This window comes from Haladaptatus sp. R4, from assembly GCF_001625445.1.
Classification (GTDB): domain Archaea; phylum Halobacteriota; class Halobacteria; order Halobacteriales; family Haladaptataceae; genus Haladaptatus.
The window spans coordinates 291,792-303,832 of sequence record NZ_LWHG01000029.1 but is presented as its reverse complement, the minus strand read 5'-3'; the positions used below and the strand labels follow the sequence as shown (position 1 = coordinate 303,832).

Genomic DNA, 12,041 nt, shown 5'->3' with positions numbered 1-12,041 from the left:
GAGGTGGCTCACGGAATCGAGGTGAATCCATGAGTCGAACGACTACGACGTACCGGGACCTGCTCCGCGCGATGGAAAGTCGCTGGACGCCGTATCGGCGCGGTCTCCGGCGCGACGACCAGTTGGTGTTCGACCGACTTTTCGAGTTCGCACGCGCACACGTCGACGCGAGCGGGCGCCAACACTCCCACCAACATCCCCAACCCGTGGAGACTCCCGCACTGTTCTCCATGCTCCTCGAACAGCAACGACAGATCGAGACCTCGAAGACCGACTCGACACCACCTGGAGCGTGATCTGAACGACGTGGAATACCTGGAACGCGATCTGAATGACGTGGATTGACCGCGCATCCCATGAACGGGTTTATGATCGCGGCATCCCGTTTTTTTACTGCTTGGTGCCGAGCGTCGATTACTTCGAACGACGCTCGGCGTACGAGCGCGAAACAATGACCGAATTTGACACTGACACGCCGTGGCTCCCGGCCGACGCGGGACCGGAGTTCGACCCGCTCGAACACTTCGACGCGCTTCCAGACGGGAACACCCCGCTGGTCGTCACGCCGCGCGGCGGCGCACGCGAAGTCGGACGGAGTTGCTACCAAGTCGATACGGAACACGCGACGTACCTCGTCGATTGTGGTCTGCGTCAAGGGTCCGGCGAGACGTTCCCCGACTTTCGAGGACTGTCTATCGAAGGAGTGGATGCCGTGTTCCTCACGCACGCGCACATCGACCACTGCGGAGGGCTCCCCGTCCTCGAAGCGAACGGGCTGTTGGACGACGACGCGCCGATTCTGGCCACGCCGCCGACCATCGCCCTCGCAAAGCTCCTCCTCGAAGATTCGCTCCACATCCACAGACGCGAGACACAGCGCCCCGGCACCGAACAGCGGTTCGACCGGCAACACGTCGATGCGGTCTTCGAACGCTTCGAACCGGTGGACTACGGCGGCGGTCGCGTCGAGCCGTTCGCCCCGACGCCCGACGAGGAACCGCTGGTCTTCCAGTACGGGAACGCGGGCCACCTCCTCGGTTCGGCGTGGCTCATGCTCCAGACGGGCGGCTACCGAGTCGTCTTCTCGGGGGATATCGGCGGGCGTGCGACCCATCTGCCGGACGTCCAGTCGCCGCCGGGCGCTGACGTTCTCCTGACGGAGTCCACGTACGGAGGCCAGCACAGTCACACGTCGATGCACGACGCGCGGTCGGGGCTGTTCGCCGCCGTCGCGCAGGCCGTCGAAAACCGCCAACCCGTTCTCATCCCGACGTTCGCGGTCGGCCGGGCACAACTCCTCCAACTGCTGTTCAAGGAGCGGTTCACGTCGCATCCGGGCGACATCGGCTCACGGGTACAACTCGTCGTGGACGGGATGGCCCAGGACGCGACCGAAATCTACCACGAGTACGTGCTGGACGACACCTACATGGACGAATCCATCGTCAACCGCGCGAAAAACAGCGGGCAGGACCGCCCCTTCCTCCCGGACGGTGCCGGGTTTCCGCGGAACGACGAGGAGCGACGGGAGCTGCTCACCGATACGGACCCGCTGTCGGGAGGGACCGTCCCGGTCGTCATCGCGCCCTCCGGGATGCTGACCGGCGGACATTCCCCCCGGTATCTCGTCGAGTTCGCGGCCCGGTTCGAGGACGCGAAGGTGTTCCTCACCGGCTATCAGTCGAAGGGAACGACCGGGCGGACGCTCCAGAACTACCTCGACGCAGGCGAGGAGGAAGTAACGATCACGACGGACGCGACGCCGTTCGGGACGGACTGGCCGAGTTCCGATTCCGTGACGTGGACGCGCGTCGAGACCGACGACGGGTTCGAGCGGACCACCCGAGCGACCGTTCCGACGGAATGGATCGAAACGGTGGACGGCCTCAGCGCCCATGCCGCACAATCCGGCTTGTTGAAGTTCGCCAGGGCCGTCGAACCGTCGACGGTGGCGATGGTTCACGGTCCCGACTACGCACAGGACCACCTCGCCCGTCACTTCGGAAAGAACCTCGATAGCGCGGAGCAGGTGACCAGATCACGGCTCCTCACTCCGATTCCGGTCTCCCGCGATATCGAACTCGACACGCCGACGTTGACGCCCAAACAGTTCGAACGCGGTCCCGACCGCCTCCGAAATCAAGTGAAGACGCTTCACACGGAGGTCGCGTCGCTGAACGAGGAACTCGCCGCGCTCCGACACGACGAAGGGACGTGGAGCGAGTCGGACCTTCGTCGTCTCGTTCGGGAGGAGATACGGGAGGCCATCGATACGGACGGGGACACGTAACCTCCGACGGGGACACGTAACTTCCCTCCCACGTCTGCGGTAAACGACCCTACCGAGCGGACTTCCGACCCGAAAGAGGAGGGAAGCTTTAGTCGGTGAAGTAAGAAGGGGAGGATATTCATGTCCCGTCCGGACGAGTACAGGCGGTCAAAGTGGACGCGTGATCACGCGTCCCGACTTCGTCGTACGCCCGACACCGTGGCACCGATCATCTACCCGCCCGAACGGGCGGTCTCCGAGGAGTTCCACCTCTGGGATACGTGGTTTCTCCGCTCGCGCGACGGCTCGCTCGCCGAGGTGGACGGCTATCGAGTCGCGTTCTCGCTCTCCGCTTCGTCGTCGCTCCTCCCCGGAAAACGGCACGACGAAGCGCGCATCCGGTACTTCTACTCGACGGACGGGCGCGAGTGGACTTACGGCGGACCGATTTTCCCCGAGGGGGAGGCGTTCGGCTCCCGACAGTGGGCGGGGTCGGCCCTGCTGGACGATGACGGCACCGTGTACGCCTACTACACCGCCGCTGGTCACCGTGACGAACCGGAACTCACGTACGAACAACGGATCTGCGTCGGAGCGGGCGGCACCGTTTCGACGGACGAACGCGGACTGTCCATCGACGGCCCGTGGGAACAGTCGGTTCTCTTCGAACCGGACGGGGTACGGTACCAGACACAGGAACAGTCGAACCGCCAGAACGGTCCCATCTACACGTTTCGCGACCCGTGGTTCTTCGAGGACCCCGCGACGGGCGAGTCGTATCTCCTATTCGAGGCCAACACCCCGATAGACGACCCCGACCCGGAACGGACGTACAACGGCTGTATCGGCATCGCACGCTCGGAGACGGGCGACCCGACCGACTGGCAACCGCTCGATCCGATCCTCGACGCCGAACGCGTGAATCAGGAACTCGAACGGCCACACATCGTCGTCCGGAACGGGCGCTACTACCTCTTCACCCCGAGTCATCTCCACACGTTCGCGCCCGGGCTGAGCGGCTTCGACGCGCTCTACGGCTTCGTCGCCGACTCCGTCTTCGGGCCGTACGAACCCCTCAACGAGACCGGTCTCGTCGTGGCGAATCCCGAAAACGCCCCGTTTCAGGCGTACTCGTGGTTGGCCTTCCCCCACGGCGACGAAATCCTCGTCACGTCCTTTTTCAACTACTTCGACCTCAACGGCCTCTCGCTCGACGACGTGGCGCTCCTCCCCGAGGCCGAGCAGTTCCGCCGCTTCGGCGGGACGTACGCGCCGACGCTCCGATTACAGGTCGGGGGCGACCGAACCCGAATCTGGGGCGAACTCGACTACGGACAAATCCCGCTCGAAGAAGAGTCGCCGACCCCTCCCGACCACATTCGCTATCGCGGGTCTGGAGGCGACGGTGAGGACGAGGACGGCAACCATAACGGCAGCTACTGATTCAATCGTCGCCCACCTCGGCGGTCGACCCGACATCCACCGACGAGGCGGCGGCAACGTCGAGTTCCCACGCGTCGAGGGTCACGATACGGGCATCCCCGCCCGCGGCGTAGAGCGAAACGCCGTCGGCGTCCGCGCGAGTCGGATAGATTCGCCCGGTGAGACAGCGCCGTTCGTTCGCGAACACTTCGATGACCGATCCATCGATGAACACCCTGAGGTCGACCCTCCCCTCCCCGTCGAGCGGCATCCGTATCGGGTCGTCGGCCGTCTCCGGGTGGAGGCTCGACGTGGAGCGTTCGAGGGTGAGTTCGTCCCGGCGGACGTGCAACGGCGTCCGTTCCTCGCCGTCTACGGTTTCCCGGAGAACGATACCCACCTCGTCGGCGGTGCCGAGATCCAGTGAGACAGCGAGTTCGAGCGCCCTGCCGCGTGTTTGGAGCACTTCACGGTGGCCGTCGGAGAGCCCCCGGGATTCGAATCCGTGATGGCCGCCGCGAAGCGATTCGACCTCGGCGGCGGGTCGTTGGCGCAGTTCGCCGTCCTCGACGCTGAGGACTCGCGGGAGCGAAAGCGCTCCGGACCACCCCGCGTCCCACTGTGCGCGCTCGCTTCGGGCTTCCTTCAGCCAACCGAACGTGAGCAGTCGACCCGACCCGTCCCGCAGCGTTTGTGGGGCATAGAAGTCGCCGTAATCGAGTATTCCGGACGCTTCGCGCTCGAAGCGCGCATCACGCATGGTCCCGAGGAAGTAGCGCACGTGCTCGTAGTTCGAGACGTGGAGCAGGCGTTCCTCGCCGAAGTCGAGGAGTTCGGGGCACTCCCACATGTGGCCTTCCGCCTCCGACTCGGCCGTGTACAGTGGCCCGAGATACGTCCAGTCGAGGAGGTCGTCCGAGCGGTAGAGGAGTGCCGTCCCGCCCACGCCCTCGATACCCGAGCCGATGAGCTGATACCACGAGCCGTTTTCGCGCCAAACGGAGTGGTCGCGGAACTCGGCGTCCCAGTGGTCGGTCGAGAGGATATCGAGTTCGACCGGTGGCTCGGCCACGACCGGGTTCTCGGGGTCTTTCTTCCACACGTCGAGCGTTTCGTCGACCGCCGTCGCGAGGCACGGGAGTTGGCATCCGTCGCGGCCGCCCGTGTAGAGCATGTGAACCGTTTCGTCGTCGTCGATTGCGCATCCCGACCAACAACCATCGCGGTCGGGACCGTCGGGGTCGGGCGTGAGCGCAACCGGACGGTCCTCCCAGTGGACGAGGTCATCGCTCGTCGCGTGCCCCCAGTGAATCGTGTCGTGGTAGGGTCCGCCCGGATTGTACTGATAGAACGCGTGATACGTGCCGTTCCACTCGATGAGGCCGTTCGGGTCGTTCAACCAATTCGCGGGCGGTGTGAGGTGGTAGCTCGGACGGTCGTAGTCGTCACGAAAGTCGGTCCGCATCGCGGCGAGGTCCGCGGCGGCCTTCGGCCGCCCGACGAGACCGTCGTCGGCATTTTCCCCGAGAAAACGAAGACACCCCGCGAGGAAGGTTTCGCGGCCGCCGTCCGCGCCGTGAGCGTCGAATTCGACGTTCGCACCGACGCCGAGAACCGTCCCCGTTCCGGGTTTCCATTCGACGACGGACACCTCGTTCGGGCGGTCGATGTCCCCTCGGACGGTCCCCGCGAGGACGTCCGCGCGTTCCGGGAGGACCTTGTCGTATCGCGCAAACGACTGCATGTCGCCACCGCCACGGGTGTGGAACCGAACGTCATCGAAGGCGGCGACCGCCGGATGGTCGGCGTACTGGGTCTTCCACAGCGGACCGACGGGCGTCTCGACCGGTTCCGTTCCCACGGCGTCCGGTGCGACCGGGTCGACCCCGAGCGCTTCGACCGCGGTCAACGCCTGGCCGGTCAACAGCAGGGTTCCACCGCGCTCGAAATAGGCGGCAAACACGTCTTCCGCCTCGGGGGTGGTTTGCGGGTCCACCGGTGTATCACGGTGCCACCAGAGGACGTCGTATTCCTCGAAACCGCCGTCGCCGCGTTCCGTAATCGGGACGCGGTCGACGGTACCCAGTTCGGTCGTCGCCCAATCGAGCGCCGACTGTTGCTCGAAAGAGAGGTCGTCACAGTGCAGGAACCCGATGGTCGGAGACGACGGTACCATTGACAGTACATATCGGCGCACGTCATATAATGGACACGGCTCGTTCGATGATACGAAATGACGGTTCGCCGCCGCCAAGCAGGCCGCAGCAACATTGACAACGAATGACATCCTCTATTATCGTATGGATGGGATGCTTGGGGGACGGTCAGCGGTCGTAACGGGCGCTGCAAGCGGAATCGGTCGAGCTATCGCACGAACGTTCGCCGAACAGGGGGCCGACGTCGTCGTCGCGGACGCGCGGGACGACCCCCGTGAGGACGGGGCGAAGACCCACGAACGGATCGAGGAGGAGACCGACGCGCACGCCGTCTTCGTTCCGTGTGACGTCAGCGACCCCGCGGCCGTGACGGCGGCCGTCGACACGGCCGTGGACGAGTTCGGCGGTATCGACGTGATGGTGAACAACGCGGGTATCGTCGGCCCGACCGCTCCGGTGACCGACATCGAACCGGACGCGTACCAGCGACTGCTGGATATCAACCTGAACGGCGTGTTTTTCGGCTCACAGGCGGCGGCACGGCGGATGCGCGAGGACGACGGCGGCAGCATCGTGAACGTCTCCAGCATCGCGGGGATTCAGGGCTACAGCGACCTCTCGCCCTACTGTGCGTCGAAAGGCGGTATCAGACTGCTCACGTACTCGCTCGCCGCGGAACTCGGAGGGGACGGGATTCGGGTGAACGCCATCCACCCGGGCGTCATCGAGACAGCGATGACGACGAGGACGTCCCGACCATCGGCACGGAATCCGGCGAGCAGATGCGCAAGTCGATTCCACTGGGGCGATTTGGAACTCCCGACGACATCGCCGACACGGCGCTGTACTTGGCGAGCGACCTCGCAAGTTACGTGACGGGCGAATCGATCATCGTCGATGGCGGGATGGTGAACACGGCGTGAGGCGTTGTTTCGACTGATTCGTGACGCGATAGGTGGAAATTGTCCGAATTGTGACTATCTGCCCAAATTGTGACTAACAGCCCGAATTCAGTAGCCGTCACCGGATTAGCAAAACCTCCGTTAGTAAAATCGTGAGTAGTACAATCTATATTTAGATAATCGGTAGCACTATCCGCCGTTCGCCGTTTCTATCGCCGACCACACCGTCTCGTTGGTCAACGGCATGTCGAGCGTCTCGACCCCGAACGGTTCCAGCGCGTCGAGTACCGCGTTGACGACTGCGGGCATCGAGCCGATGGTACCCGCCTCGCCCACGCCCTTCACGCCGAGGGCGTTGTTCGGCGACGGTGTCACGGTGCTGTCCCACTCGATGTCGGGGACGCTGATCGTCTTCGGGATCGCGTAGTCCTGCAAGGAAGACGTCGCGAGGTTCCCGTTCGAGTCGTAGTGACCGTCCTCGTACAACGCCTGACCGATTCCCTGAACGATCCCGCCGACGACCTGCCCCTCGACCAGTTTCGGATTGACCTGCGGGCCGACGTCGTCGACGGCGAGGTACCGCTGGAACGAGATTTCGCCGGTCTCCGGATCGATTTCCACGATCGCGACGTGGGTTCCGAACGGTGCCGTCGATCCCTCCGGTTCGAAGTACACCGACGTCTCTAAGCCGGGATCGACGTCGTCCGGGAGTTTTCGCGGATTATACGCGGCGTTAGCGACGTCTTGGAACGTAACGCCGTACTCCGGTGCGCCGCGGACGTGGAACTCGCCGTCCGAGAATTCGATATCCGCCTCGGACGCTTCGAGCTGATGGGCGGCGATCGTACGGGCCTTCTCCTCTATCCCTCGGGACGCCTTCCGAATGGCGTTCCCCGCCATCGGCAAACTGCGGCTACCGGCGGTTCCTCCCCCTTCGGTGACCTTGTCGGTGTCCCCCTCGACGATTTCGATGGTGTCGTAATCGACGCCCAGTTCGTCGCTCACGATCTGTGCGTAGCTCGTCGCGTGACCCTGCCCCGTGTCTTGGGTGCCAGTGTGAACGACGACTTGCCCGTCGGCGTTGACCCTCACTTGGCCGCTCTCGATGCTTCCCGCGGACCCGCCACAGATCTCAACGTACGACGAAATCCCGATGCCCAGATACCGTCCGTCGTCCCGGGCACGTTCCTGCCGTTCGAGGAACGCGTCGTACTCGACGTGTTCGAGGGCTCGGTCGAGGGTCTTCTCGTACTCGCCGCTATCGTAGTTCATCCCGAGGCCGGTCTCGACCGGGAACGACTCCGGCGGAATGAAGTTTCGGCGACGGAATTCGACCGGGTCCATGTCGAGTTCGCGGGCGCAGGCACTCGCCAGTCGTTCGATGATGTACGCCGCCTCCGGTCGACCGGCACCGCGGTAGGCCGATATCGGGGCCGTGTTGGTCATCACCCCGCGAACGGCGACGTGTCCGACGTCGATGTCGTAGGCCCCACAGAGCATCCCGGCGGTTCCCTTCGGAATGCCGACGCCACCGACCGTGGGATAGCCGCCGAGGTCCGCGTCGATATCCCCGCGAAGTGCCACTATGTGTCCCGATTCGTCCAGCGCGGCTTCGATGCTGGTCCGCTGTCGGCGAGCGTGAACCATCGATTGGAAGTCGTCGGTCCGGCGGGCTTGCCACTTGATCGGCCGTTCGAGTTGCATCGAACACCACGCCGTCAAGAGATGACCGGCGTACGGTTGGAGTTTCGCGCCGAAGCCGCCGCCGACGTCCGGCACGCGGACGGTGATGCGGTGACGAGGTAATCCGAGAACGTCGCCGAGTCGGCTCTGTACTGCATGCGGGTTCTGACTCGATAGTTCGACGGTCAGTTTGTCGTCCGATGGTTGGTACTGGGCGACCGCCGCTCGGGGTTCGATCGCCGTCGGAATCACGCGGTTGTTCGACGGATCGAGCGAGACCGTGTGTGCGGCCCCTGAAAACGCCTCCTCGGTCCCCTCGCGGTCGCCGGTCTCCCACTCGAAAGCGACGTTGTTCGGTGCGAGGTCGTGAATCGTCGGCGCGTCCGACGATACCGCGTCGTCGAGTTCCGGGGCCGAATCGAGTCGTTCGTACTCCACGTCGATCGCATCGAGCGCGTCGAAGGCGGCGTAGCGCTCTTCGGCGACGACCGCCGCGACGGGTTGGCCCTGATATCGAACCCGGTCGTCGGCGAGGAGCGGTCGTTTGACGGACGTGTCCTCCTCGTTGGAGCCGTCCTCCTGAAGGTCCTCGGCGTCGAGTTCGGCGGTCGGCATCGCGCCATCGAGGCCGGATTCGAGCAGGTCGTGGTACGTATAGACGGCGATCACGTCGCTGCGGGCTTCGGCGTCGCTCACGTCGATCGACTCGATTCGGGCGTGAGCGTACTGGCTGCCGAGCAGCGCGAGATAGCCCATCCCCGGATATTGAATGTCGTCGGTGTACCGAGCATCCCCCGTCAGAAGATGTCGGTCTTCTCGACGCTGAACCGCGGTTCCCGTCATCTCGCCGGGTCTGACCTCGTCGTACTCGACCGTGTCTATCTTCATAGCGTCCTCCCCGTACGCTGGCCGAACGGTCGATATCGTCGATGATTAACCGTGGCTTTCGTTTGCATGGTGAAGTACTGATTCGTCCAGGCCCATTAACCGACTGATTCCGGTGATCCAAGTGAGACGATTCGTCGCTCGACATTCTCGATGACACGACATCCTCGAACGGCATTCGCCCGTGATGGCCTTAGTTGAGTATGGGATTTCTGTCGCTGTCGCGCCGTGCGCCGAGCGGTTCGTAGATGAGGACGGTGTTGTTACTCCGAACGGTGACGAGATGGTTCTCGATCACGAATCGAACTTCGACGCCGCTCTTTTTCGTTCCGCCCGTCTCGACGAGGTCTTCGAGCGCGTCCGGGTTCACGTACTGGTACAAACTGAGCGAGGTCTGACCGTTCGGCGGTTCCAAAACATCGACGATCGTTTCGATCAGACTTACGGTCAGCGACTGGCACGGATCGATCGAACGAACGGCGACCAACGCGTACTGCGGTGGATCCGTCGGGTCCGTGGGCGCGTGCCCGTTTTCGAACCAGTTCGTCGTCTCGGTGATTCTCGTGCCATTAGACATAGTTTCTATTCGTACTCTATCTATTTGAGTAACACGTGCTTACCTCCAAAATTAGTATCGTTCGACTAACAGTAATATGGCGTCAGTCGAAACCCCTCCTCGCGTTAACCTATCTTCGCGTCGACCTACGTGCTTCGAGGCCCGTTTATTGAACGTTCAATCAAAGCGCTTTTGACCGATCGGTTGGTACGTTCAAGGGAGGATGAAGACGAAGACGTCCATGGGGATACTGCGGGCGAGAGGACGTGTCGTCGAAACGTCCCCTGAACTGTGGCTCGGATGGACGTCGGGGATGGTGTAGTGAATCCCCTACGGGGATCGAATCTCGGCGAGTGTCTTCCAACGGCGTGGTGATACCTAGTCATGTTAGAAAATCACAGTGGATCGGATGCGGTTTCTCGGTCAGTCGATCTTCCTGACGGATGGGACGAAACAACCGGTAGCGTCACCGATCCACGGGCGACCTACGCGTACGACGTAACCGATTCCGCACGAGTCGTCGTCGGTCTCGTGTTTCGTTCCTCGGACGCGTCCGGCGACATCCAACTCCGCGTTTCGGTCGTCGATAGTACGGCGTTGATCCACCGGCACGACTACGTCGTCGCCGAATACGACGACACGACGACGGCAATCGAAAAGATGGAAACGTTCGTGGAACTGGTCTCATCGACGTTCCGCGACGAATCGCACGCGAACGAACGGGTATTCGTGACCGTTGAGGGGATCATTTCGGAGTTTCAATCCGATACGAGTCTCTGGCACTCGCTTTTTTCCGGCGGACGGAAATAACCCGAAAACGCGGTCACACCGTCCGTAGTGGCTGAAGACTCCGCGCGGTGTCACGCGACTTGCCGCGGTCGATATGGACTCGCCCACGTGGGGATTTCACAGTCGAGTCGAGCGACGCGGTTTTCCATGGACGGATGGGTGGCGAACACCGCAAAGCGGAACGAACGATCCGCGTTCCACGGTATCGGTCCGGCGATGTCCTCCGTGTTGTCGCCGGTTGCGATTGCGGCGACCCGATAGAGCGCGGCGGCGAGCGTTTCGGGATCGACGACGTGGGCGGCGTACGCATCCGCGCGGTACTCCTCCAGTCGATTCGCGTATCGACTCAGCGCGAGCGCGAGCGGTTCGATACCGAGACTGCAAACGTAGCGGATACGGCGGATACGTCGATCATCGATGAACGTCACCGCGCTGAACAGCAGCGAGCCGACGGCGGCTACGAACGGACCCCGTCCCGCGAGAAAGACGAGCCAGAACGTACAGAACCCGAGTATCTGCGGGATGTACGCACGGACCGCGTCCGTGTGAATATCGTTCCCGAGGTGGCCGAGTTCGTGTGCGAACAGCGCCTCGATTCCCGCCCGCCCGACGATTTGCGGGAGCAGCGGATCGAGAGCGACGACTGGTTCGCCATCGTCGTAACCGACGACGGCACCTGGTGCGTCCATCTCCATGACGACGATCCGAGGGAGGGGACGACCGGCACGCTCGCAGACGTCGAGGATCGCTCGTTGGACGTCCGGAAACTCGTTGGGGTCGAACGGTTCGGCGTGTTCGTGTTCGAACTCGTAGCGCCCGCCGGAGCGATAGGACAGATACGCGATGACGACGAACACGAGAAATCCGAAGCCGACGATCGGAAGCGGCGCCCCCGTCCGAACGACGGCCGCAACCGCGAGGAGCGTGGCGGTTAGTAGTCCGAGCGTGATTCCCCACGCTCGAACGACTACTGAACTCATTATATAAACAGACACTCTCGGGGAGAATAATAACCGAATCGGTCAGCGACCAATCGAGCGGCGAACGCTCGCCGTATGGCGAAGACAGTGCGGAGAGTTATCAACCTCAGCACACACCGTCTTCAGACGTATCATAGCGATCGACGGACATCTGTGTCTCTTTCGAGACAAATTACGGTACTACCGATTTCGATCTAAACCTACCGATCTGACAGTCGCTGCTGTCTGTTCTCCGGGACGAGTGCGAACACCGCCGCGAGGTGGTGTCTGTAACACGTCTTGATTCATCGGCCATTGTTAGACGAGCGTCAGACATACATCGAGAAAATTCGAAAACACATATATTAATTCTCCAATATATGGATATTATGTTCCGTACTAACCCTCCAATAAATTCTC

Annotated in this window: 8 protein-coding genes and 1 pseudogene; 5 read left to right on the top strand and 4 right to left on the bottom strand. The window is 62.7% G+C overall.

The genetic code is table 11. From position 1 onward, the window contains the following. Positions 1–29 precede the first annotated feature (29 nt). The 3 genes from A4G99_RS19065 to A4G99_RS19055 all read left to right on the top strand — a co-directional run bounded on the left by A4G99_RS19065 (position 30) and on the right by A4G99_RS19055 (position 3,712). The gene (locus A4G99_RS19065; RefSeq protein ID WP_066147162.1) at positions 30–296 is read left to right on the top strand and encodes a hypothetical protein; all 267 of its coding nucleotides are present in this window, start codon (positions 30–32) and stop codon (positions 294–296) included. A 155-nt stretch (positions 297–451) separates the two neighbouring features. Continuing rightward, positions 452–2,290, top strand: a complete 1,839-nt coding sequence (locus A4G99_RS19060; protein WP_066147367.1) for an MBL fold metallo-hydrolase — start codon at positions 452–454, stop codon at positions 2,288–2,290. Between the two features lie 120 nt (positions 2,291–2,410). Beyond that, the gene (locus A4G99_RS19055; protein WP_066147160.1) at positions 2,411–3,712 is read left to right on the top strand and encodes a glycoside hydrolase family 68 protein; all 1,302 of its coding nucleotides are present in this window, start codon (positions 2,411–2,413) and stop codon (positions 3,710–3,712) included. Between the two features lies 1 nt (position 3,713). Here A4G99_RS19055 and A4G99_RS19050 read toward each other — a convergent pair whose 3' ends face one another. Continuing rightward, positions 3,714–5,867 carry a GH32 C-terminal domain-containing protein gene (locus A4G99_RS19050; RefSeq protein WP_066147159.1) on the bottom strand — a complete coding sequence of 718 codons (2,154 nt, stop codon included), beginning with the start codon at positions 5,865–5,867 and terminating at the stop codon, positions 3,714–3,716. A gap of 124 nt (positions 5,868–5,991) precedes the next feature. Here A4G99_RS19050 and A4G99_RS19045 point away from each other — a divergent pair. Next, a pseudogene (locus tag A4G99_RS19045) lies at positions 5,992–6,770 on the top strand (SDR family oxidoreductase). A gap of 168 nt (positions 6,771–6,938) precedes the next feature. Here A4G99_RS19045 and A4G99_RS19040 read toward each other — a convergent pair. Together A4G99_RS19040 and A4G99_RS19035 are read right to left on the bottom strand one after the other, a co-directional pair. Then, positions 6,939–9,320: a xanthine dehydrogenase family protein molybdopterin-binding subunit gene (locus A4G99_RS19040; protein ID WP_066147157.1), complete on the bottom strand. Its 2,382-nt coding sequence runs from the start codon at positions 9,318–9,320 to the stop codon at positions 6,939–6,941. Positions 9,321–9,510: 190 nt separating this feature from the next. After that, entirely contained in the window at positions 9,511–9,894 is a 384-nt protein-coding gene (locus A4G99_RS19035; protein WP_066147155.1) for a HalOD1 output domain-containing protein, read from the bottom strand. A gap of 363 nt (positions 9,895–10,257) precedes the next feature. On the opposite strand from A4G99_RS19035, the gene A4G99_RS19030 reads away from it, so the two are divergent. Beyond that, positions 10,258–10,683, top strand: a complete 426-nt coding sequence (locus A4G99_RS19030) for a hypothetical protein (protein WP_066147154.1) — start codon at positions 10,258–10,260, stop codon at positions 10,681–10,683. A gap of 50 nt (positions 10,684–10,733) precedes the next feature. Here A4G99_RS19030 and A4G99_RS19025 read toward each other — a convergent pair whose 3' ends face one another. Continuing rightward, positions 10,734–11,642: a M48 family metallopeptidase gene (locus A4G99_RS19025; RefSeq protein WP_066147152.1), complete on the bottom strand. Its 909-nt coding sequence runs from the start codon at positions 11,640–11,642 to the stop codon at positions 10,734–10,736. Between the last annotated feature and the right edge of the window lie 399 nt (positions 11,643–12,041).

Coding starts and splice junctions, on each gene's coding strand:
- A4G99_RS19025 (WP_066147152.1), bottom strand. CDS start 11,642: ATGAGTTCAGTAGTCGTTCGAGCGTGGGGAATCACGCTCGGACTACTA.
- A4G99_RS19065 (WP_066147162.1), top strand. CDS start 30: ATGAGTCGAACGACTACGACGTACCGGGACCTGCTCCGCGCGATGGAA.
- A4G99_RS19050 (WP_066147159.1), bottom strand. CDS start 5,867: ATGGTACCGTCGTCTCCGACCATCGGGTTCCTGCACTGTGACGACCTC.
- A4G99_RS19055 (WP_066147160.1), top strand. CDS start 2,411: ATGTCCCGTCCGGACGAGTACAGGCGGTCAAAGTGGACGCGTGATCAC.
- A4G99_RS19040 (WP_066147157.1), bottom strand. CDS start 9,320: ATGAAGATAGACACGGTCGAGTACGACGAGGTCAGACCCGGCGAGATG.
- A4G99_RS19060 (WP_066147367.1), top strand. CDS start 452: ATGACCGAATTTGACACTGACACGCCGTGGCTCCCGGCCGACGCGGGA.
- A4G99_RS19035 (WP_066147155.1), bottom strand. CDS start 9,894: ATGTCTAATGGCACGAGAATCACCGAGACGACGAACTGGTTCGAAAAC.
- A4G99_RS19030 (WP_066147154.1), top strand. CDS start 10,258: ATGTTAGAAAATCACAGTGGATCGGATGCGGTTTCTCGGTCAGTCGAT.